The sequence below is a fragment of the Clostridioides sp. GD02377 genome (genome assembly GCF_045899875.1).
Lineage (GTDB): Bacteria > Bacillota > Clostridia > Peptostreptococcales > Peptostreptococcaceae > Clostridioides > Clostridioides difficile_A.
The window spans coordinates 24,029-48,738 of sequence record NZ_JBJODA010000021.1 but is presented as its reverse complement, the minus strand read 5'-3'; the positions used below and the strand labels follow the sequence as shown (position 1 = coordinate 48,738).

22 protein-coding genes are annotated in these 24,710 nt (G+C 28.7%); 8 read left to right on the top strand and 14 right to left on the bottom strand.

Annotated features, from left to right (window positions below; genetic code table 11):
* Nucleotides 1-40: 40 nt before the first annotated feature.
* The 7 genes from Q3304_RS17145 to Q3304_RS17115 form a co-directional block, all read right to left on the bottom strand.
* Nucleotides 41-526, bottom strand: coding sequence for a chemotaxis protein CheD (locus Q3304_RS17145; RefSeq protein ID WP_231301179.1), 486 nt, complete (start codon nt 524-526; stop codon nt 41-43).
* A complete protein-coding gene (locus tag Q3304_RS17140; RefSeq protein WP_407815453.1) occupies nt 523-1,107 on the bottom strand; it encodes a chemotaxis protein CheC in 585 nt (194 codons plus the stop codon). The genes Q3304_RS17145 and Q3304_RS17140 overlap by 4 nt, the downstream gene beginning before the upstream one ends.
* A gap of 98 nt (nt 1,108-1,205) precedes the next feature.
* Nucleotides 1,206-1,568 carry a response regulator gene (locus tag Q3304_RS17135; protein ID WP_054269055.1) on the bottom strand — a complete coding sequence of 121 codons (363 nt, stop codon included), beginning with the start codon at nt 1,566-1,568 and terminating at the stop codon, nt 1,206-1,208.
* 663 nt (nt 1,569-2,231) lie between these two features.
* Nucleotides 2,232-2,393, bottom strand: a complete 162-nt coding sequence (locus Q3304_RS17130) for a hypothetical protein (protein WP_407814725.1) — start codon at nt 2,391-2,393, stop codon at nt 2,232-2,234.
* A gap of 16 nt (nt 2,394-2,409) precedes the next feature.
* Nucleotides 2,410-2,709: a DUF6506 family protein gene (locus Q3304_RS17125; RefSeq protein WP_054269053.1), complete on the bottom strand. Its 300-nt coding sequence runs from the start codon at nt 2,707-2,709 to the stop codon at nt 2,410-2,412.
* Between the two features lie 147 nt (nt 2,710-2,856).
* Nucleotides 2,857-3,357, bottom strand: coding sequence for a GyrI-like domain-containing protein (locus Q3304_RS17120; protein ID WP_054269052.1), 501 nt, complete (start codon nt 3,355-3,357; stop codon nt 2,857-2,859).
* A gap of 166 nt (nt 3,358-3,523) precedes the next feature.
* Nucleotides 3,524-4,435, bottom strand: coding sequence for a helix-turn-helix transcriptional regulator (locus Q3304_RS17115; protein WP_407814726.1), 912 nt, complete (start codon nt 4,433-4,435; stop codon nt 3,524-3,526).
* 427 nt (nt 4,436-4,862) lie between these two features.
* On the opposite strand from Q3304_RS17115, the gene Q3304_RS17110 reads away from it, so the two are divergent.
* From Q3304_RS17110 to Q3304_RS17090, 5 genes are all read left to right on the top strand, one after another.
* Nucleotides 4,863-5,714 carry a DUF3100 domain-containing protein gene (locus Q3304_RS17110; protein ID WP_054275822.1) on the top strand — a complete coding sequence of 284 codons (852 nt, stop codon included), beginning with the start codon at nt 4,863-4,865 and terminating at the stop codon, nt 5,712-5,714.
* Between the two features lie 3 nt (nt 5,715-5,717).
* On the top strand, nt 5,718-6,188 hold the full coding sequence (locus Q3304_RS17105; protein WP_074180019.1) for a hypothetical protein: 471 nt from the start codon (nt 5,718-5,720) through the stop codon (nt 6,186-6,188).
* Nucleotides 6,189-6,200: 12 nt separating this feature from the next.
* Nucleotides 6,201-7,511, top strand: a complete 1,311-nt coding sequence (locus Q3304_RS17100) for a M20 family metallopeptidase (RefSeq protein ID WP_407814727.1) — start codon at nt 6,201-6,203, stop codon at nt 7,509-7,511.
* Nucleotides 7,512-7,839: 328 nt separating this feature from the next.
* Nucleotides 7,840-8,703 carry a MerR family transcriptional regulator gene (locus Q3304_RS17095; RefSeq protein ID WP_243194202.1) on the top strand — a complete coding sequence of 288 codons (864 nt, stop codon included), beginning with the start codon at nt 7,840-7,842 and terminating at the stop codon, nt 8,701-8,703.
* A gap of 224 nt (nt 8,704-8,927) precedes the next feature.
* Nucleotides 8,928-9,698, top strand: a complete 771-nt coding sequence (locus Q3304_RS17090) for an MBL fold metallo-hydrolase (RefSeq protein ID WP_407814728.1) — start codon at nt 8,928-8,930, stop codon at nt 9,696-9,698.
* Nucleotides 9,699-9,715: 17 nt separating this feature from the next.
* Here Q3304_RS17090 and Q3304_RS17085 read toward each other — a convergent pair whose 3' ends face one another.
* Complete coding sequence (locus Q3304_RS17085) at nt 9,716-10,777, bottom strand: GGDEF domain-containing protein (RefSeq protein WP_407814729.1); 1,062 nt, start codon at nt 10,775-10,777, stop codon at nt 9,716-9,718.
* 804 nt (nt 10,778-11,581) lie between these two features.
* Between Q3304_RS17085 and Q3304_RS17080 the strand changes: the two genes are divergently transcribed.
* Nucleotides 11,582-13,123: an AbgT family transporter gene (locus tag Q3304_RS17080; RefSeq protein WP_054269046.1), complete on the top strand. Its 1,542-nt coding sequence runs from the start codon at nt 11,582-11,584 to the stop codon at nt 13,121-13,123.
* Nucleotides 13,124-13,156: 33 nt separating this feature from the next.
* On the top strand, nt 13,157-14,263 hold the full coding sequence (locus tag Q3304_RS17075) for a M20/M25/M40 family metallo-hydrolase (protein WP_054269045.1): 1,107 nt from the start codon (nt 13,157-13,159) through the stop codon (nt 14,261-14,263).
* Between the two features lie 138 nt (nt 14,264-14,401).
* Here the strand turns inward: Q3304_RS17075 and Q3304_RS17070 are convergent, their stop codons facing one another.
* From Q3304_RS17070 to Q3304_RS17045, 6 genes are all read right to left on the bottom strand, one after another.
* Complete coding sequence (locus Q3304_RS17070) at nt 14,402-15,688, bottom strand: hypothetical protein (RefSeq protein ID WP_054269044.1); 1,287 nt, start codon at nt 15,686-15,688, stop codon at nt 14,402-14,404.
* A 381-nt stretch (nt 15,689-16,069) separates the two neighbouring features.
* Nucleotides 16,070-16,774: a response regulator gene (locus tag Q3304_RS17065; protein WP_243194208.1), complete on the bottom strand. Its 705-nt coding sequence runs from the start codon at nt 16,772-16,774 to the stop codon at nt 16,070-16,072.
* Entirely contained in the window at nt 16,765-18,372 is a 1,608-nt protein-coding gene (locus tag Q3304_RS17060; RefSeq protein ID WP_054275815.1) for a DUF4118 domain-containing protein, read from the bottom strand. The genes Q3304_RS17065 and Q3304_RS17060 overlap by 10 nt, the downstream gene beginning before the upstream one ends.
* Before the next feature lie 259 nt (nt 18,373-18,631).
* Nucleotides 18,632-19,810 carry a hypothetical protein gene (locus Q3304_RS17055; RefSeq protein ID WP_021383178.1) on the bottom strand — a complete coding sequence of 393 codons (1,179 nt, stop codon included), beginning with the start codon at nt 19,808-19,810 and terminating at the stop codon, nt 18,632-18,634.
* 225 nt (nt 19,811-20,035) lie between these two features.
* Nucleotides 20,036-20,530: a threonine/serine exporter family protein gene (locus Q3304_RS17050; RefSeq protein ID WP_054269041.1), complete on the bottom strand. Its 495-nt coding sequence runs from the start codon at nt 20,528-20,530 to the stop codon at nt 20,036-20,038.
* Nucleotides 20,531-21,292 carry a threonine/serine exporter family protein gene (locus Q3304_RS17045; RefSeq protein ID WP_065388354.1) on the bottom strand — a complete coding sequence of 254 codons (762 nt, stop codon included), beginning with the start codon at nt 21,290-21,292 and terminating at the stop codon, nt 20,531-20,533.
* A gap of 548 nt (nt 21,293-21,840) precedes the next feature.
* Between Q3304_RS17045 and Q3304_RS17040 the strand changes: the two genes are divergently transcribed.
* A complete protein-coding gene (locus Q3304_RS17040) occupies nt 21,841-24,675 on the top strand; it encodes a sigma 54-interacting transcriptional regulator (protein ID WP_407814730.1) in 2,835 nt (944 codons plus the stop codon).
* Nucleotides 24,676-24,710 lie beyond the last annotated feature (35 nt).

The window sequence follows — 24,710 nt, the reverse complement described above, 5'->3', positions numbered from 1 at the left end:
AATTCCTCCCCTCTAAAATCTACTCTCTATAAAATCTACATTATATTTTCTTTTTACCTTTATTTATTGAATCTACAATCAATTCGCCTGTTTCAGTGCAAAAACGTATTGTTCGTCCATAATTCATACCTGTGTCTTCTGCTACTATTGGAATATGTAATCCTAAGAGTGTTTTTTTTACTGCTTCAACATTTCTATGCCCTATGCTTGCAATCGACGAATTGCTGTTTCCTAAAAACATTTGAGCTCCACCAGCTATTTTTGCTTTTATATACATTCTATTTGCACCTATATGTTCCATAGATTTAATAAGCTCATTTATTCCTGTGTCTGCAAATTTGTATTTATTTTCAATGTTAATAGCATCTTTACTATATGGCAACATAACATGTAACATTCCACCAATTCCTGCTATTTTATCTATCAGACATACTCCTACACAAGAACCAAGTGCATATGTAACCAAAACATTTGGTTTATAGGCTATCTTCATATCTGCAATGTTTACTACTATCTCCCTATTCATACTTTTAATCCCAATCTCACCAATATTTCTTTAAGTGAACTCATTTCTGGAATCATCAATATGTGACTAGTAAAATAATTATCACTCATTTTGAACTTATTTTCTATAAATAAAATTTGGTCACCAACATCTGAAAATCTTATCATAGGTACATTTAGGACAGCTCCAACCATATCAATACACATATCTGGAACTGAAATACTTATGGTCATATCTAACATAGAGGCCATAGCATTTACATATGAACTTGCCATAATATTTCCTATTTCTTTAATTGCTGAAATTTCAATACCTTCAATCTCATCTAAAACCGACTCTTCTTTATTAAAAAGAGAATTTAACATAAGTTGGGTGATTGATTCATCCAACAAAAACATAAACATTCCATTAATATCGCCTTTCATATCTAGTAAAATACATACTACTTTATTTTCTGGACCGCCAAGCAAATTTGTTGCTTCATTATATTCAAGTATATTTACCATTGGTATTAATACTTCTATCTTACTATTTATCATGGATGCAAGTGCAGTGATTGCATTCCCAGAGCCTATATTACCAATTTCTCTAAGAGCATCTATATGAGCATCATCAAGTTCTAAATAATTTATAATATAAACCCCTCCCTTTAATTATTTCATTTATGTACCTTTCACTATATCAGTGTGTATTTACATTTTTACTTTAAAGCATTTTGCACAACTTTGATTAATGTATCTGTTTTAAAGGGCTTCACTATAAAGTCTAACGCTCCTAGTTTTATAGCTTCTACAATCATATTTTCTTGTCCTATTGCAGAACACATCACCACCTTAGCATTTGAATCTAACTTTTTTACTTCTTTCAACACCTCTAAACCATCTTTTTTTGGCATTGTAATGTCAAGTAACATCAAATCAGGCTTTTCATCTTTAAATATATTACAAGCTTCTTCTCCATCATTTGCTTCTACTAAATTTCCATAGCCACTTTTACTCAGAGCTTCTTTAATCATCATTCTCATAAAAATAGCATCATCTACTATCAAAATTTTATTTTCCATAAAACTAACTCCTCCATATGTGCAACAATAAATGCTTTTATTTCAAATATTGTCTATACTATCTGACTATTTTTCGCTACATAATAAATACATTTCATTGATAAATAAAAGTAATTATTTATGCCATATTATATTCAACTATATTAACACAATTTGTCAATTAAAAAACTTATATATATATTGTAATATATGTTTGGCATTTTGACGAGTTAATAAAAATATAATTGTACAAAACATAAAAAGTTGTCAGAAGTAATCAAATAAAGATAGAATAACCTTATGTTTTTTTATATTCATATAAAATTTTTTTTTCAGATTTATTAAAATTATTTTTGTAGATTTATTTTTATAATCTTCCAAAGTTGTAATCTATAAAAAACGAAAAACGCTTCTCATGCTACTTAAAATATTAAATTACAGGTTTATTTGCTTCTTTACTATATAATTTCTAACTTGCTTAACATCCAAGAAATGGTTATTTAATTACTTAATTGTATTTCTATATATGTATTATCGATAAAATTGGGTTTAGCTTTATACATTATTTTTCTATAATTTTTTTAATTGTATATTCATAAATTCAAAAATGTTATTATAGTCTGTACTTACAATTTTCCTAACATCATTAGCAACGATTCAAATCAATACTGATATTTTTAAGTACTAAAAAAGCAGTAAATCTTTTATAGATTTACTGCTTATAGTTATTAACAATAAAACTGACTGTAATAAACACATTGATTCTTCAATATATTTATTACAATCAGAAACTTTCAATAAAATATCATGCAAACATCCTAATTTACTCCATGTATCTTTATTCATATAAAGGCACTGATTATTAGAACATTTCGTCTCCACTCTTAAAACCAAAAGCTGGATGGAAATCGAATTTCACTGCACCCACAGCAACGTTTGGTCCAACAACTTTTTTAATTCTGTAAATACCCTCGTTACCAAAACCAGCACATAGTTCAATAGCTGTACATCCCTTTTCTACCATTTCTTTGGCTACAACTTCTGCTTCATCATAATTTTCCACACCAATAACATTCATATTTATTGTATCAGATGGAATAACTGCTCTTTGTTTCTCAGCATTAAGACCTTTAGCAACATAAATAAATGCACATTCAAACATAGGAAAATCCCCCTTTATAGTTCATGTATGAAAACTATAAAATTTTCAAACACTCTATTGTCTTGCCTCTAACATTTACCAATTTATAATACCCCTCCATCTGACATATGTCAATAAAAAATTACATATACTCAATATAATGCAAATCTAGTTTATTCCTATGTAAATATGAATTTCATGTTTATCAGAATCATAGGTATTACCTTGGTATTCTTCAAAATCACTTATATAATTTCTATCAAAATCCATTTGCCAAAATTCAGCCCAGAAATCTCCTATCGCTTTGTGAATATCTCCTACTACAATAAATTTTGCATACTTACCTGCTGGTATAACTTTACTTATAACAATTTCTTCCACAGTATTATTAGTATTTAATTCATCTAAATTGATATCTTTATCAGCATCACTATTTACTTCACAACACGCAACAAAGTTATATGGATTTGTAAAATCGCCTTGATAATCTGTATATAAGCCTATTGTCTTTTCATTCTTTTTACCTTTTATAGAATTATATATACCTTTTCCCATAAATCGCTTCCATGACTCACCTATATCTTTTACTGCTTGTCCATCTTGGTTTGTAGTTTCTTTTGATATTCCTACAACTATTTTCTCACTTATATTTACTATTTCATAATCCATACTTTATACCTCACTTTGTTTTTATTAATCTATTTTAATATTAAATTTATTTAATTAAATTATAACTTATAATATACGACACCTTTATGTCATATTTTTAATATAATTAGACTTAGTGAAATATTTTGCAATTACTGAATTTTAAATGGCTCTTTTAATCCAAGTATTATAATGAGTAAATTTTAGATAACTCTTTCAATCTAATTATTACATTATCTCTAACCTCTTTAGGTTCAAGTATTTCAACACTATCTCCAAAAGATAAAATATAACCATAAATCCACTCACCAATAGGAAATTCAGCGATTACATCATATGTATTATCTTTGTTTTTAGTGATTAAATCTTTATTAAAATCATCAAACACTCTAAAAAGCATCTTCTCTTTAAATCTCAATTTCAGGGTTACAGTATTTTCCTTAATCACCTTAGAATCATCAAAACATACATCTTCTATTATCTTTCTTGAAAACACTTCTTCTTTCACAACTAAGTTTTTTATTCTACTAATTCTAAATATCCTAAAATCGTCCTTTAATCTACAAAATCCATATAAATACCAAGTCTTACTCTTATACATAAGTTTCATAGGTTCGACAGTTCTATTTGTTTGACTTGATAGGCTATTTACATAATTAAAATTTATGGCATTACGCCTTAAAATAGCTTCTTTTATTTTTGTAAACTTGTCATCTTCATTAAAATTACTTCCCCATTCAGTAAAATCTATTTCAATCCAATTTGAAAAGTTCTGCTCTCCAAATATTGAACCAATTTTATTTACTACTGAATTTATTTCTGGATACTTTGTCGCTTGTAAGGTTTTGAGCGCCACTATCAAACTCTCTTTATCTTCATTTGATAATATGGTCTTATCTATAGAGTATTCTTCTATTAAAGATATCCCTCCCCCCTTACCTTTTGTCATATATACTGGTACTCCTGACATAGATAGAGTTTCTATATCTCTATATATAGTTCTTGTAGAAACTTCAAATCTCTCTGCCAACTCTTTGGCAGTTACCAGTTTCTTATTTAAAAGTATTACTATTATTTCTGTTAATCTATTGATTTTCATCTACTACCACCTACTAGAATCATTATTATTTAATCTAAGTTAGTTGTACTAACTTTTAATAGTTACTTTAAGTCTTATATTTATTCAAATCTTAAAATACTTTTATTCATTTTAAAATTTCAATTTACTCTTTCTTAGTTTTATATTATTTATTTTAAAGCTTTTTACCTATTATTCCTACAATATTTAAATAATTTTTTAGGAATGAATAATATTACAATATATTGAAAAATATGCAATATTTTACATTTTTTTCGTTGACAATGTTAAATTTTTGTTTTATCCTTATTTAAGGACATGTTAATGACATTTCTGAAACTTATTTAAAATGGTCTTTTTTATAATATACAGGAAAACGTATTATATCTAAGAAAACGTATTTTTTATTTTAAATAAGTAAAATACTTATTCTTTTGGGGAGGAAATCATGGAAAGTAATAAAAAACATTTTATTCAAGTATTTTTAACTTGCTTAATATTAGTAGTAATATGTGAATTTATAGGGCAAAGAACTATAGCTATTGGAAAAGCTTCTATAGTACTATTTCCTATGCTCTACGCAGTTATAATTGGACTTATAATAACACCAGATTTATTAGGGAAAAAAATTAAAGCACTTAAAAAAGTCATTGGAGAAAAAGAAATAAATATTGCTGGAGAAGTTGTTGGAATTGCACTAGTAATGCTTGGTATAAAGTATGGTACTACAGTTGGTCCAAACATTGATAAGATAATTCAAGCTGGGCCAGCATTCATAGCTCAAGAATTTGGTCATATACTTGCACCAATCGTTGCATTACCTCTTGCATTAATGTTTGGTATGAAAAGAGAAGCTGTTGGAGCTACTGCAAGTATCAGCCGTGAACCTTCTTTAGGAGTTATATCTGAGAAATATGGAATAAATTCTCCAGAAGGTAGTGGTGTACTTGGCACATATTTAATGGGTACAGTTCTTGGTACTATATACTTTAGTGTACTAGGTTCGGTCTCTATTTATAGTGGTCTTCATCCATATGCTTTGGGAATGGCTTGTGGTGTTGGTAGTGGAAGTATGATGACTGCCGCTGCTGGTTCATTATCTACTATGGTTCCACCTGAAATGGCAGATACAATACTTGCCTATGCAGCAACAAGCAATATGATGTCTAGTATAACAGGAATTATATTCTTAGTTTTTGTATCCTTACCATTTACTAATTTTATGTATAAAATTTTAGAACCTAAATTTTCTAGAAACAAAAAAACTAAAGAAATTGAAACAACAGAAGGAGAGTGCTAATAAATGTTTGCTAATTTAAATTTGAAGAAAAGTTCATTTCAATTATTGGTTATGTCTGTCATTGGAGTTATAATTCTTATAGGACAAAGAATTAGCGTGGGTACATCTATAGTTACAGCTCTTCCTGGAATGGTTATGTTAATATTAGCTGCTATGGCTGCTATGATTGTAAAAGATTTATTTCCTAAATCGATATTTCCAGCTTTTGGATTTGCAACTATAATAGGTCTTTTACTTAGTATGCCATATAGCCCAACATCTGAAGTATTCTTAACAAATACTAATAATATTAACTTTATGGCTATAACTACTCCACTACTAGCTTTTGCAGGAATTTCTGTTGGAAATAAAATAGAATCTTTAAAAGAGATGTCATGGAAAATAGTTATAATATCACTTATTGTTTTCACAACTATATTCTTTGCATGTGCGAGTATAGCTCATATAGTTTTAAGTATTCAAGGTAAAATATAGGAGGAATTTATTATGAATAAAGAACAATTAAAATCTCTAGTAATAAAAACTATAGATGAAAATAGAGAAAAAATATTAAAAATAGGTCAAGGAATATATAAAAATCCAGAGTATGGATATAAAGAATTTAAAACTACAGAAGCTGTTTCAAACTTCTTTGAACAAGAATTAAACTTATCTGTAGAAAAAAATATAGCCGTAACAGGATGTAAGGCATATGCAAATACTAATAAAAAAGGCCCTCATATATCTATACTTGGAGAATTGGATGGCATATCATGTAAAGAACATAAAGATGCTAATGAAATAGGTGCTTCTCATACTTGTGGACACAATATTCAAATAGCTGGAATGTTAGGTGCAGCTGTTGGTCTAGTAAAAAGTGGTGTTTTAGAACATCTAGATGGTAAAGTATCTTTTATGGCTACTCCAGCTGAAGAATTTATTGAGTTAGAATATAGAGAACAATTAAAAAAAGAAGGAAAGATAACTTACTTTGGTGGAAAACAAGAGTTAATAAAAAGAGGTTATTTTGATGATATAGACATATCTATGATGTTTCACTCTTCTGACTTAGGGGAAGATAAAGCTTTAGTAGGTCCTGAGAGTAATGGATTTGTTGGAAAAAAAGTTAAATTTATAGGTAAAGAATCTCATGCTGGTTCTGCTCCACATGATGGTATAAATGCTTTAAATGCAGCAATGCTTGCTATAAACAACGTAAACGCACTTAGAGAAACGTTTAAAGAATCTGAAAGAGTTAGATTCCACCCTATCATCACAAAAGGTGGAGATATAGTAAATGTTGTTCCTGCTGATGTCCATATGGAATCATATGTAAGAGCTAGAACTATAAACGGTATGATTGATGCTAATTCAAGGATAAATAAAGCCTTAATGGCTGGTGGAATGGCAGTTGGAGCTGAGGTCGAAATAACTGAAATCCCTGGCTACTTACCAATATTACGATACAAAAATCTTGATAATTTATTTAAAAATAATCTTGAAGATTTAGGTCTAGAGGGAAAAATTGTTGATGGTGGAGACTTTACAGGTTCTTTTGATTTTGGTGATGTATCTCATATAATGCCTACTCTTCATCCTATGATTGGCGGTGTAAAAGGTGCTCTTCATACAAGAGATTTTGAAATGGTTGATGAAGATTTGGCTTACATAATCTCTGCAAAAGCAATGGCACTTACAGTTGTAGACCTTCTTTTTGATAATGCTAAAGATGCTAAAAACATATTAGATGCCTTTACTCCAGTTATGACTAAAGAAGAATATCTAACATTTTTAGAAAAACACGATAAAACTTTATAAGTATATTTTTATAGTACAAAAGATGGTATATGCCTTAAAAGCTATACCATCTTTTCTTACATTTCTCTTTATTTTTAGAATACCTTATTACCAATCTTTTACTTTTCCAATAAAATACATAGCATAAATCACAACCAAAATAAAACATATTATTCTTAGTAAAATCCCTAATATTATTTAGAAAAAATATAACAAAGAGATTGACCCTCACGTATAGTGATAGTATACAGTGGTAGTTAGGGATAGAGTTAATAAGTAAATACTATTTCTTGCAAATATAATATTAGCTAGGTCTCAATTACCAGAGTATGAAAGAAGGTGAATTAAAATGATGACAGTAAAACAGGTTTCTTCGATAACTGGTATTAGTGTACGTACTCTACAGTTTTATGACGAAATTGATTTATTTAAACCCACAGAAATAACGAGCGCTGGATATAGATTATATGATGAAAAAGCATTAGAAGTTTTACAACAAATTCTATTTTTCAAAGAACTTGATTTTACATTAAAAGAAATTAAAGTAATCATGGAAAATCCTAAATTTGATATGATTACTACATTTGAGAATCAACGAGAACTAATTCAAATAAAAAGGGATAGATTAAATGCTCTATTAGAGTTACTTGATAAACTTATAAAAGGAGAAAAATGTATGGATTTTAAAGATTTTAATATGGATGAATATTTTCGTATATTAACTGAGTTCAAAGAAACTCATACTGATGGAATTATCAAGCAATTTGGAAGTGTTGAAAACTTTGATGAAATGATTTCAGAAATGAAGTCTAATGAAAACAAAATAGCTGATATGGCAACTAAACAATATGGAAGTATCGAAAAATACACAAAAGCTATGGAAAGTAATCTTCAAAATTTTATATCTAATGGCTCTACTATTGACCAAGCAGAAGTATTTAACCTTATAAAAAAAAGTGATGATATTACAAAAAAACTTACAGAGAATCTAAGTAAAGATGTTACATCTTTGGATATTCAAGAATTAGTTGGAGAACTAATTTCCTTTACTAATAAAATTAATAATGGTATTGATATGGGAGATAACTATTGGTCTATTACGTCTGAAAATTATATATCAAATCCTACATTTATTGAAATTAATGATAAGAAATATGGAGATGGGGCATCAAAATTTATTGGGCTTGCCCTAAAAGCATATCTTGAAAAGTAACAACTTTACACTATAGTTATTATTTCATCTTATAGGTTGCTAATCCTATAAAGAATTAGTGCTAGCCCTACAAAGCTCACAAAAAGTAGCATCTGTAGATAATATAAATATTTACTGGTGCTACTCACTTTAAAACTTTTAAGACTCTGTTGAAGTATAAATATAAGTATGATATATTCTTTCTAACTATACAAATTTCTATTTTAATTTAAGGTGGTGAAAAAATGTTTGAAAAAATATTTAATGCAGGAAACCTAATTGTAAATAATTGGTTATACCCTATTCAAGACGGTTTTGTCTTGATTGATACTGGATATGAAAATGGTTTTAAACATTTCAAAAAACAAATATTCAAATCCAACATAAAAATCAAAGACATTAGATACATATTTCTAACTCATGCCCATGATGACCATGCAGGTTTTATAAATCAGATTTTAGAAGAATCTCCTAATACAAAAATTGTCATGCATGATAAAGCTTTAAAAGCTCTATATAAAGGGCAAAACTCTTTTATTGGTGGATGCACAAGTCATACCGCTTTTCTCTTTTGTCAAATTATGAAACTGTTTGGAAATGGTGGACATTGTTTTCCTACACTAAAGCAAGAGTTTGAAAAAAGATGTATTCTTATCTCTGACAATAATCTAAAAGAAATTGAAAAAGAATTAAATGGAAAAATCATAGAAACACCTGGGCATACTTCTGATTCAATTTCCCTACTACTTAATAATGGTACTTTATTTTGTGGAGATTCTGCAATGAATGGCTTCCCAAGTATTCATAAAATCACCATATTTGCAGAAAATAAAATGGAATTTGCTCAATCTTGGGAAACAATTATAAATACAAAACCCAAGATGATTTATCCTGGACATGGAAAACCATTTGAATGTAGCAAATTAGAACAGAATCTGCACTATATACATAAGATAACTTTATATCCTCTACACAATTCAAATGATATCCATAGATTTTTTCCACACTTTGAATAGAATATAGTAGAATCTAACTAATTTATACGATAGCATCCTTTTCCAGCTTCCTTTGCTGAATAAAGGGCTTCGTCTGCTTTACTATACAACTCTTCAAAATTGATAATATTTTCATCACAAATAGAGCATCCTAAACTGATATGAAATACATAGTTATCCCTTGATAAATCTTCCATATCATTTAATACTTCAAATAATTTTTCAAATCGTATCCTACACTTCTCTTCATCAGTTAATTCTACAGAATAGATAGCAAACTCATCACCACCTAATCTTAATGCAATACTATCATAAAACACATTTCTTATATTATCAGCTACAGCTTTTAGATAATAGTCTCCTACTATATGACCATAAGAGTCATTAATATATTTAAAATCATCTATATCAATAAGAATAAAAGCACCATATTTTTGTTTAGACATGAGTTTTTCAATCATCTCGACTCCAGAACCTCGATTATATATACCTGTCAATAAATCAATTTCCGATTTTTCTCGATACTTAATATAGTTTTCTACACTTTCAATACGGTCATTTAAAATAAAGAAATTGATACCAACAGATAAAAAATAAAATGTAACTAAATCGACTAGGTCTGCCATAAACATATCTATATCCTTTGCTATAAAACAACAGATACCATAAACTATAGAAATTATTGTTATATAAAGAATGATTCTCCAAGGTTTATCTAATATGAATAGAGGAAGTACACATATGAATACCATGATTGTAATTGAAGGTTCTGTTTTATCTAAAAAAGTTCCCATTAAAATACCCATTATCATAACTGGTGTTAATACTCCATAAAAAATACATGTTATATATTTAGTGTGTTCTTTTAAATAAAATTTACAAAGGATATGAAGAATAAGAAAATATCCAAATATAAGAAAAAATTCTGTATTAAAAGTAACTACTTCTGATAAAGTCAATCCAAATATAAGAACCATAGTTGAAATAGTAAGCCCTACTAGTGATAGGCCATTCAAACTATGGTAATTTCTAATTCTAATTTCAGACTGATACAAATCCATCTTCTTTGCTCTAAAATTTCTTAATAGTGTCTCTAGCATCATATCCTCCTTATGCATCACCTATACTTGCTTATGAATCATTTAATACTTCTATAGTACAAATACAATACTCTTATAAATGAAATCTTCTATTTCTGATTAATTTAAAAAGTGATTTAACTACAGTATTTTTTATAGTTTAAAGGATTTTTCTAAGAATTTATAATTATAAATGGTTTATATTCCCATTAGACTTTCTATAAAAAGATGCTAATATTAACATATATTTTAGATAAACCTACAAATATCTTAATTTTAATTTAATATTCCTTTACTTATTACTCGGATATATTATATCATTTCAATATATAAAAGTCATTAAAAAGCACCACTCTAGAAAGATATACATACATCTCTAAAAATTTATATTACTAATTTACATAAATTATCGGTATAGATAATTTTTATATTATATATATATTATAAAAAACTAATAATTGATTTTTTCTTTTCGATTTTGAATCAAATCTACACTCTAAGCATTCTAAAAGCTTAACATTTTATTAGATTATTACTTTAATAACTTAATCTTCCACTAGCTTTTTCTAAAATTTTATTTTAAAATTAAATTTAAAGTGTATATGTTATTCAAATACATTAGATATAATTCGTCATTAATTTACTTAAATCATATTTAATTAACACTACTCATACAGAAAATTCAGAAAATTACATTGATATAGTTAAAAGTTTATTTTATACTTTTTTTAGGACATATTGTGGACACGTCTTAAATCGACAATCATAATTTTAATTATAAATTTGACCACAATACTTATTTTTTAATTATTAGGGAGGGATATTATGAATGATAACGTAGTTAAGAAGAAAAATTTTTTTGACAGAACATTAAACAGAATAGAAACTGTTGGTAATAAACTACCAGACCCAGTTACAATATTTTTAGGACTATGTGTACTTTTACTTATACTATCTAGTATAGTTGGCTCTATGGGTATATCAGTAGTTCATCCTGGTACAGGAGAAACCATAAAAGCTGTAAATCTATTGACTGTAGAACAGCTTCAAATTCTTCTAGGAAATATAGTTAGTAATTTTCAAGGATTTGCTCCTTTAGGACTAGTTCTAGTAACTATGATAGGTGCTGGTGTATGTGATAAAACTGGACTTATGACAGCAACAATCAAAGCATCAGTAAGCAAGATTCCTGAAACAAAAGTAACTCTTGTTGTAATGACTATAGGTATGCTTGCCAATATTGCATCAGATGCAGGTACAATACTATTTCCACCACTAGCTGCACTTGTATACCTTGGTGTTGGTAGACATCCTCTTATAGGTTTATTTTCTGGGTATGCAGCAGTCTGTCTAGGATTTGCTGCAAATATTATGATAAGTGTCAATGATATACTTGCTGCAAGTTTTACAGTTCCAGCAGCCCAAATGATTGACTCTGGATTTCAAGCTAATGCAACAATGAACTTATTCTTTATGATAGCATCAACTTTTGTTTTAATACTGTTAGCAACATGGGTAACGGAAAAGATTGTAGCGCCTAGATTTGGTAAGTATGAAGGAAATGCAGAATTAGATGTTGATGGTAGTCTTAATGATGCAGAAAAAAAAGGTCTTAAAAGGGCTGGTATAAGTATATTAATATATGCAGCAATCATAATAGCTCTTAGTGTAATTGGTAAAAAACCATTCTTAGCTGACCCAGAAACAGGAGACTTACTATCAAACAATGCTCCTCTTATGAAAGGTATGGTACCTATAATAGCATTAGCATTTTTTATACCTGGTGTTGTATATGGAAAAACTATAGGTAAGATAAAAAAGGACAAGGATGTTGTCTCTATAATGGCTGGTGCAATGAGTGATATGGGTGGATATATAATACTAGCATTTGCAGCTTCACAATTTTTACAGTTGTTTACAAATAGTAATTTAGGTTTAATACTAGCTGTAAAAGGTGGAGAATTTTTAAAATCAGCAGGAATAAATGGACCTTTATTATTGATAGGATTTATTATCTTATCTTGTTTTATAAATTTATTTATAGGTAGTGCATCTGCAAAATGGGCTATCCTTGCACCTATATTTGTACCAATGTTTATGATGGTTGGATACAATCCAGCACTTACTCAAATGGCTTATCGTATAGGTGATTGTATAACAAATCCACTTAGTCCATTATTCCCATACTTCCCTATTATATTAGCATTTACGAGAAAATATGATAAAGATGCTGGTATGGGTACTGTAATCGCTAACATGTTACCATACTCAATCTCATTCTTAATAGTATGGACTATATTATTGATATTATTTATGGTATTTAATATTCCATTAGGACCTGGAATACTACCTTCATATAGTATGTAATTTAATTAAATCTTTCTAAAAGGAGAAAAATTTATGTTAGATAAAAATAGACTTATAAATAATTTTATGGATATGGTTAAAATTGATAGTCCCTCTAATCAAGAATTAGAAATGTCTAAATGGCTTGTAAACTACTTAAAAGAAAGAAATATAGATGCCATTATAGATGATGCTGGTGAAAAATATGGTGGTAATACAGGAAATGTTATTGCCTATATAAAAGGTGAAGAAGGAAGTAGACCTCTTTGTTTATGTGCACATATGGACCAAGTTCAACCTTGTTTAGGTGTAAAGCCTGTACTAGATGGTAACATAGTTAGAAGTGATGGTACTACTACACTTGGTGCAGATGATAAGGCTGGAATAGCTGCTATACTTGAAGCATTAGAACATGTTATTACAGAAAAAATCCCACATAGAGATATTTATCTTTGTTTTACAATCTGTGAGGAAGCTGGTATGCATGGTGTTAAAAACTTTAATCCTGACAACTTACCTTGTAAAGATATGGTGATTTTAGATTCTGGTGGAGCTATTGGTTCGATAGCATATAAAGCTCCTGCTCAGCAATCTATAAAAATCTCTTTTTATGGTAAGAAAGCACATGCTGGTATAGAACCTGAAAAAGGCATAAATGCTATATTGGTAGCTTCTCATGCAATAAGTAATATGCATATAGGCAGAATAGATTCATTAACTACTTCAAACATAGGTAAGATAGAAGGTGGTGGAGCTACAAATATAGTAACTGACAAGGTTACATTGACTGCTGAAATTAGGTCTCATATACCTGAAACTTTAGAATATGAACTTAATCATATGGAGAAGTGTTGCAAAGATGCTGCATCTAAATTTAATACTACTTATACTTTTGAGCATAATATGTCTTATCCTAGTTTTGAACTTAGTAGAGATAGTCATGTATTCAAATTGAGTGAAGAAGCAATAAGACAAGTTGGTGTTGTTCCAAATCCAATGGTAATTGGTGGTGGAAGTGATGCAAATATATTAGCTAATCTTGGATACAACTGTGCTATATTGAGTCTAGGTATGTATGATGTTCACACAGTTAATGAATACGTAAATATCGATGAATTGTATGATACTGCTAAAATAGTTTATCATATGATTAAATTATAAATATTACAACAGATATCTTAAAATTATAAAACTAAAAACCTATGTATTTTCAACTTTATAAGTTATATCTTAAAAGCTTGTTTTACATAGGTTTTAGTATTTTATATAATAATTTATTGCAGTAGTTGATGCAGTTTTTTAAAATAATATTTCAGTAATATTTTTAGGTCTTCCTCCACCAATGCTAGTTTCTTTTGCACATATCCTACCTAGGTCTGCACTCACTATTTTATTTAATATACGCCTTGCACTTCTTTCACTTACATTTAAATATTCTGCTAATTCTTTTGAATCATAAATCTTACTTTGCCTATTCTCACTTATAGCAATAATTTTTGCAACTGATTCACAACTCATTCCAGTCTTTTTAGATATATCTATTACTTTTTCATCAGACAACATTAAGGAATAATTTAATTCATTTTCTGAGGCTAAAGGACCTCTTATATTTTCATCTTCATCTACTAAATATATGCCAATTTCTTTTGAATCTATAGAGCGTCTTAATGCTTTATGTGCATTATTCTCAGCTTGATATGCAGTTACTCCAGTACCAATTCCTATACTAAGAGAAAATCCCATATCTTTTATATCTCTCTTCAGTTTAAATAACTTATCGTAGTTATACTCATTATCAGCTACTCCTTTATGAACAAATACAACATAATCATTTCTTCCAAATAAAAATAGGGAGCCTTGAATACTTCTCACATAGTTTACTACAAGCTTATCCATATCTGATTTTTTTATCATATCAGAATAATAGTTGTCTATCTTCTCTTTATAATCTATTATACTCAAGATTTCAACAGCAATTTGAGAAAATCTAGCCTTACTTAGAGCATATTCACTCTTTACTTTCTCATAACTTTCTTTGATTAATTGTATAGTAGCTTGTAGACGAAATACTGGATAACCTCTTTCTTTTAATTCATTATATACTGCTCCAAAACCAGTTAACATTATATCTGTCTTATTTTCTTCAAATAATTTTATATGCCATTCTACAAGCTCAGATTCTCCTACTTCCAAAGAAAACGGATTACAAAACACACTTGTAGCTTTTATATCAAATTCTTTAAGTGCATCTTCTACAACATATCTATCTACTACATCTATACTGAATTTATCTAACTTTATATCCTCACTTTTTATTGCCCAAAATGCCTTCATTATGCTTGTACCACTTCTTGGTACAAATGAATGTGGTTTGCTTATCTCATACTTAGATTTTATAAACTCATAAACTGCGCATCCTGTAAATATAATAGCATCACATTCATCTTCACATTTAGAAATAACTTCTATTGTATCTACCACTTTTTCTCTTACATATATTTTAGTTTCTAAATCACTGTCTATCTGTTTTAAATCATCCTTTATCTTAAACCCAGAGTCTGAAGGGCCTATAATACCCACTATCATAAACTTCGCTCCTAATCCATCAATTTTATACTTTCTAAAAATTATATCCTCATTACTTTCTATTTTTATTTAATTTATTATCTCACATTCTATATTTATGGTAAAGAACTTCTATACAAACATCTATAGTATTATATAGATAATTTTTCTACAAAAGGTAATGTCTATAGGAAATTAATCCTCAATTTAAAGCATATATTATTTCATGAAAAAATATATTTTAAAATACAAAAATAACTATGTAGATTTAAGATTAGATAAATTGATTTTATATCTATTCATTATAAAATATACATAGCTATTTCTATTCTGTTTAAAATATTCATATTTATTAGAATAGCAGATAATTTTTATCTAATTAATATTATCTTAATTTCATAACTATTCATCTGCCATACGATAGCCTACTCCAACTTCAGTCAAAATATACTCTGGTTGAGCAGGGTTTTTTTCTATTTTTCTCCTTATACTTGCCATAAATACTCTAAGGGACTGGTTTTCACTTTCATAGTAATTTCCCCAGACCTTATCTATTATAAATTTATGAGTTAAAACTCTTCCTGAATACTTAGACATTAATTCAATAATCTTATATTCAATTGGAGTTAAATGTATTTCTTTATCATTAATTAAAACAGTATGAATTTCATAATCTATCTTTAGATTTTTAACTTCAAAAACCTTTGGAGTATCATTGTTTATATTGCCTTGTTGAGCCTTATTTCTAAGAGCTACACGCACTCTAGCTAGAAGCTCTGTTACACTAAAAGGTTTAGTCAAATAATCGTCAGCTCCTCCATCCAAAGCCTCAACTTTATCTCTTTCATGTTCTCTTGCTGAAACAACGATTATTTTGTTATTTTTAGCACATGCTCTAACTCGTCCTATTACCTCAATTCCATCAATATCTGGTAGCCCTAAATCTAAAATTATTAAGTCTGGGTCAAGAGAATGTATAAGTGATATGGCGGTTCCTCCATTATCAGTCTCTACACACCTATAATTTTGAGTTTCAAGAGACACTTTTATAAATTTACAAATTGGCTTATCATCTTCTACAATTAGAACTAATGGCTTTATTTCCACTCGCCTTTCGCCTCCTCTTCACATATAGGTATACTAAATCTAAATGTAGCTCCTCCAGAAGAATTATTAAAAGCTATAATTTCTCCTCCATGAGCTTCTACTATAGACTTACATATCTCTAATCCAAGACCAATCCCTCTTCTTTCAAGATTTCTAGATTTATTCTTAGTATAAAATCTATTAAATATATTATCAATATCTTCATTTGGTATTCCTTTTCCATTATCTGAAACTGCAAATAGAACTTGATTTGACTCTTTATTTACAGTTAATTCTATTTTGGAATCTTTAGGTGTATGTCTTATAGCATTATCGATTAAGTTTACTAAAACTTGTTCTATTAATAATACATCTACATGAACTACTATTATTTCTTCTGGAATATTAGTTTGTATATCCCTATTATTAGCAAACTTTTTCACTCTTAGTATGGATTCTGCTATTATTTCATCAACAACCTCTGGTCGTTTTTCAATATCCAATTTGCCTTCATCTATTCTAGTCATACTAAGTATGTTCTCAACAGAATGAGTCAGCCAACTTGTATCTTCATATATATTTTTTACTAATTCTACTCTAGTTTCTTTGTCTATCATATCATCATTTTCAAGTATTGTTGAAGATGAACCTAATATGCTTGTAAGTGGAGTTCTTAAATCATGAGAGATTGATCTAAGTAAATTGCCTCTTAATCTCTCTCTTTCTGCCTCAAGATTAGCTTTTTTATTCTTTTCAAATAAATTTTCTCTATCGATTGCCAATGCAACCTGTGTCGAAACAGCTTCTAACAATATCTTTTCATTTTCTGTAATAATATCTATTTTAAAACATGCAATACCTATAACACCAAGTACATTCGATTCTTGACCTTTTATAGGAAAATAGTATGCACTACTCTTTTTACAATATTTTGTTCCGATTCCAACTGGTTCGCCTGTCCTAAAAGCTTCTTTTATAGCTTCCTTTTCTAATACTGAATGGAATATGTTCTCACTCCCATCATTGTTACAAATATAGATACTTGGCTTACCTAAATTATTATCGCCATCTGAAATGGTTACTATAACAGTTCTATTTAACATGTTTACCAAATTAGTCCCACAAAACTCAATAATTTGATTCTTATTTTTTGCTTTAAGTAATGTTTTATTGTTCTCATAAAGCAATCTTATCATTTTTTCTCTTTTATGAGAAAGTCTCACTTCTCTTTTTATTCTAGAAGTTAGAGTACTTGTTATAATGGCTGCCATCAGCATAATACAAAATGTCATAGGATAATCTTTCCTATAAGCTAAAAAAGTATATAATGGGTGTGTAAAGAAAAAGTTAAATGATAGCACTCCTATTACTGAAGAAAGTATTCCAAAAAAATACCCATAGGTTATACTTGTAGCAAACAGCACACCTAATATGTATACCAATATAATATTAGATTCATTAAAACCTACCTTTTCAAAAACTACTGATATTCCAGTAGCAATCATCATAACCAATATAGTTTTTATGAAGTCCTTAATAATCACCTTTCTACTGAGATAATCATCTTCATCATAGTCATACTCTTTTAAGTCTTCATGATGTAGTCGTTCCTTTTTCATCTACTACAATTCCTCCTTATTGTTACTGTTTAAATTGGCTCTATTGTATATAATACAATTTTATCATAATAAATTCAATCAATACATTTAATTAGTTTATTTAAATTACTAAAAGGTGCTGTCTTAAAATGAAAGTAAATCTCTATTTCAAAACAGCACCTCTATATATTTAAATTACTAATTTTATTTTATACTTAAATCATTAGTTTATTCAACTTTATAAATTATAATATCTTAATATTTGATTTCTAGAACATTTTTATCCAACGAGCATAAATATAAAGTGGGCACATATACCTGCACATAAACCACCTATTGTATGTGAAAGTATTGCTTTACCAGCTAATGGTCTTGCTTCTAAAGCATCCATCATACCTATGTGTGTACTTAGGTATCCACTCCAACACATACCCATAGCTGTAAATACTGCTATATCATTAGGAGTTATAGCACCTGATTTTATAAATTCTGGTACTAAAGATATCGCTGCTCCAACAGCTCCTAATGCAGTTACAGGGAATGCAATTGCTTCTGGTGATGTGAATCCAAATAATGGTTCTATTATGAAGCTAATTTTATCACCAATAGCAGGTAATAATTTTATACCTTCATATGCAGCTCCTGTGTAAACAGCCTGACCTGTAGCAGGGTCTGTAGATGGTCCAAAAGTTAATAACATAACTAATGTACAAACTACTAAAACTCCTGGTATTATAGCCATACCCATTTCAACACCTAGCTTACCACCTTCAAGTATAGCATCCAATCCTCTTTGGAATACATTACCATCTCTTATTTCTCTAAACTCTTCAATTTTTGTACCTTTTTCATTTACTTGTTTTTCAGTATCGCTTTTAGGGTCATAATTATAATACTTTTTAGTAAAAGTCAACATAATTCTAACACTAATAATACTACCTATTATTGCCCCAACATTACCTATTATAGCTGGTAGTACATATTCTTTACCTTGAGCTATCATGAAAGTTGTTACAATAAGCCCCATACCAAAGGCTGTTCCTAAGTTACATAAAGCAGGTATCTGATACTTCTTAAAATATTGTGTAAATGTTTTGTCTTTAGCAAATGGTATAATAGCTGGATTATCAGATAAATATGTTGCAACTACTCCTGCTATACTAGCACCAGGTAAGCCCCATATAGGTCTCATAAGACCCTTAAATATCTTATTAACTAAAGATATTACTCCGAATTCTGAAAGCAATGCACTAAGTGCACCTGCAAGAACTGCCATCGCCATTATTAAAAATACTGTATCTAATAAAAGCGCATGTGCTGTACTCATTATTACTTTAAACATCATACCTGCACCCATGATGCTTCCTACATATCCAAATCCTACCGCCAATAGTACAATAAATACGAAGGTTTCCATACTTACTGCCTTGACTCTTCTCTTATCCGACAGCTTTTCCATCTTGAAATCTTCCCCCTTTTCAATTTAAATTAAGGTTTCTAGCATTGGTACAAATTTTTTGGTACAAACTGAACACTAAAACTTACATCTGTAATGCAAGTTGTCAGTTTTTTGAAATAAAAAAAAACTATTTCTATAGAATAAGAATATCTTTTCTAATTTAGATATTCTTATTCTATTTTATGTTATTATATTATCATCCTTTTACCTAAAAGTCAATTTTTTCTATTTTTGTGGCTTAATTTTATTTATACCCTTCTTATATTTTTCATTTTCTTTTATTTTGGTAAACATTCCATATAAATTTACTTTTCTAAATACTGTAGTTATAAATACCAGCCCCAACGCAATTGAACTTGCACAGGATAATGTACTTACACCATACTCTACTGCTTTGATATAATTATTTGTCAAAACAGAATACATAGTATTATATATTCCATAACCTGGTACTAATATTATTAGACAACATACACTTAATGTGGTCGCTGGAGTCATATAAATTCTAGCACATAACTCACAATATATTGCAAAACATACTGTAGCTATAAAGAAACATAAGTTTTCTGTCACACCCATATTCAAACAAAATTTATATGAAAACCAAGCGATACTTCCACCTATACCAGATAGTATCAAATTCTTTCCTTTCATATTAAATAGCACTCCAAAGCTTAAGGCTGTAAAAAAAGCTGCTATTACCTCTATAAACAAATGCATTTATATCCCCCCTAACTTGAAGTACAATCCAAGTACCAAAAACATTCCTACCGCTATAGATACACCTATAAAAAATACTTCTGCTAACTTTGCAAGACCAGAAATCAATTGTCCATCTAATAAATCTCTTAAAGCATTAGTCAGTGCTAGACCAGGTACTAATAACATTATCGCTCCTGCTATCAGATGGTCTATTGTCTTTATAAACCCAAGCTTCAAGATTATAATAGAACAAAGAGCTATAATAACTGCTCCGATTGCATTTACAAAGAAGTCATTTAATGATGATTTATTTAAGTACATAGTAACAAACTTAGTCAAAATCCCCACAGTAAATGCGGCTATAAACTCCTCTATATTTCCTCCAAATAGTATCGAAAACGTCGCTGCTGCAATGCCTGCAAAAAATATTGTTATTAAATCTGAATAGTAATTATCTTCACTTATCTCATCTAAAATTTTTTCACATAATTCAATATCTAAATTATTTATACTTATTGCCCTTGATAATGAGTTAACCTCATGAACCAAGTTTAGGTCTACCCTTCTTGAGCTTATTCTTTTAATTGCTGAATGTAATTTTCCATCTACAAACACAGACGCCATTACAGCTGTTGGGGTCGCAAATACATCTACATGGTCTATTCCAAAAGATTGACATATTCTAGCTATCGTTTCTTCAACTCTATAAGTTTCTCCTCCACTTTGCAACATAGCTTTACCTGCGTTTGAGGAAAAGTTTAAAATTCTATCTATATCCACAAAACATATCTCCCATTCTTTTATAGTATTATTCATATTTTATTACAAGATATTATTTATTTAAACTATTTTAAATAAACAATATCCAATATTTACATTTTATGAAAAAACTTGTTTTTTATGCTTGTCAAAACTAAATTTTAAAGTTGTTTACAGCATAAAATGGCTGAATTAATATATAACAAGCACTTTCAACCATTGATATAATCTTTTAAATTGTATAGTATTCTCTTCAATAAAACTATGTACTTTCTAATTTTTTGTTTTTTAACTTTCACGAGTTTTACTTTAATTTGATAGTTATATATTGAAATGTATTTAAAACTTATATTTATTTATATAACAACATAATATCCTAACTAAATCCATAAAAATCTATATCTAGTATAATGCAACTCTTATTTTAACACCATCCATTACACAAAACAACATATTAAAAAGTAAAATACAAAATATCCACTATAAACCTTATTTTAATACCAAATATATATTATAATATATTTAATATAACTTAAGTATAACTTAAATATAAAGAAAGGAGGCAATATATGCTAAGAAAAGATAAGGTTCTATTATCACTACATAAATTATGTGAAAATATAACTTTAAAAGACCTTCAATCAGAGAAAGCAGGATTTACTACAATAGAAGTTGCTAATAATTCATCTCTTGATAGAAGTAATACCAGTAAAGAATTAAATAACCTATTTAATGAAAAGAAAGTTATAAAGATACCTGGCAAACCCATTTTGTTTTTACATGCTGGTATTATTGAAAATTTAATTGGTCATACTTTAGACAACTCTGAGTTTTCCATAAGTAATTGTAATGAGCTACTTAAATCAAGTAAAAATGATTCAGAAGATATTTTTTCAACATTACTTGGACATGATTCTAGTCTTAAACTAGCTATAGAAAAAGCTAAATCTGCCATACTCTACCCTCCAAAAGGTCTTAACACATTACTCATAGGACCTACTGGTGTTGGAAAAAGCACATTTGCTGAAACAATGTATAAATATGCTGTAGAAAGTAAAGTCTTTTCTTCTGAAAGTAAATTTGTTGTATTTAACTGTGCTGAATATGCAGAGAATGCTAACTTACTCTTAAGTAATTTATTTGGTTATGTTAAAGGCTCTTTTACTGGTGCTAATAAGGATAAATTCGGGATAGTCGCACAGGCTGATGGAGGTATATTATTCTTAGATGAAATACATAGATTACCCCCAGAAGGTCAAGAGATGCTTTTTCTTTTGATGGACAAAGGCATATACAGACGATTAGGAGAATCCGACATCGTACATAAAGCCACTGTTTTTATTGTGTGTGCCACAACAGAAGATATACATTCTTCACTACTTGGGACTTTTTTAAGAAGAATCCCAGTTACAATTAACCTACCTGCTTTACAGGATAGGTCCTTAAAAGAAAGATTATCTCTTATTAAATACTTCTTTATTATAGAATCCAAATATACCAATGCAACTATAAGAGTTCACAAAGATGTCATTAAATCTTTACTTCTTTATGATTGTTTTGGTAATATAGGTCAACTTAAATCTGATATACAACTTATGAGTGCAAGAGCCTTTTTAAATTATAAGACTGGTCTAAAAGAAAATATAGAAATAGATTTGTCTCTTGTTCCTGATTATATATACACTGGTCTTTTAAAATTGAATGAAAATCGCAGTAATCTAAATAAATTATCAGAACTTGATTACATGCTTTTTTATGAATTTAATGGTAACAATTTGGAGGTTGAGTATACAAAAGAACTCTCTAAATACAATATAGATACACAAAACAATGGGTTTAAATATTCTACAGAGATTCCTTATCTAGAAAATGACATAAGGAGTATGTTTATAAATTACATGGAAAAATACTCTACAAAGTTACTTTCAATATCTTCAGTAACTCATTCTGATTATACAAGTAATGAAATTTTCAAGGTAATTAATCCAAAGATTTACTATGCTGTTGAACACTCTTTAAAAGAAGCTGAAAAAATATCGAGAAACAAATATACAAAACAAACTTATATTGCTCTTTCAATGCATATAAGTGCACTTATAGAAAATATAAATCAAGACACATATAACCCTAAATACAATCTATATAATGATAAAATTTTCTCAGATAAAGATTTAAATCTAGCTAAAATAGTTTTAAGTATAATCGAAAATGATTTACAAACATCACTACCTAAAGATGAAGTAAAATTTATATCTATGTTTCTAAATAGCACATACCTTGAACCAAATAATCAATCTGAAAGTATAGGTGTTATAATACTTGCTCATGGAAATTCAACAGCAAGTAGTATGTGTGATGTAGCAAATTCATTACTTGGTACAAACCACTGTAATGCAATTGATATGCCTCTTGATGTAAAGGTAAGTACTATACTTGATAAAGCTATAGAATTGGTAAAAGAATGCGATGAAGGTAAGGGAGTACTTCTTTTAACAGATATGGGTTCTCTCATAGCTTTTGGAGAACTTATTTCAGAAAAAACAAAAATTAAAACACGCTCTATTGAGATGGTATCTACTCCAATAGTTTTAGAGGCAGTAAGAAAAAGTACACTACCAGAAATGACTTTGGATGAATTGGCTAATTCTTTAAGCTCTTTAAATCCATATATTGGGCGAGCTGCAATTGATTCAACAGAAATAAATTATCCTGAGAAGTCAAGAGAGTATGCCATAATAACGACTTGTATAACGGGTTATGGTTCAGCTATGAAGATAGCAGATTTTATAAACTCTTCACTAAAAAGTATTAATAAATACAGTATTAATTTAGTTCCTCATAATATAGAGAGTTTTAAAATGTATAGGAATAAATTTAGTAACACTAAAATTTTGGCAGTTGTTGGCAGTGTAGATTTTAATGTGGCTAATACCCCATTTATTCATATAGAAGAACTCCTAAATGGGTATGGTCTAGATATGTTGAACAAAATAATAGAAGGTACATTTAATGCCAATAGCATTACTAACATAAAAGAAACAAATTTATCATATAACAGCCTAATAATAAACTTTATGTCTCAAAACTTAGAGCTTTTAGACTCTGTTAAATTATTCAATTACGTCAATTCATCATTATTTTCAATAATAGAATTGATAGATGAAGGTCTAAAAAGCAAGTTTAAGTTAGGATATATACTTCATTGTTCTTTTATGATAGAAAGATGTTTTAAAAATACAACTTTTCCATATAATAACATCACTGAGTTAATCAGCGAAAATTATGAACTGTATAATTTAATACATGAGGCCTTTAAGCCAACAGAAGCTTACTTTAATGTCTTGATACCAGATGAAGAAATTGCTTATATAATAGATATGATTAATGAGTATCTAAATAAATAAAACTTACAGCACCTACTTTGTGCATGTTAATTAAT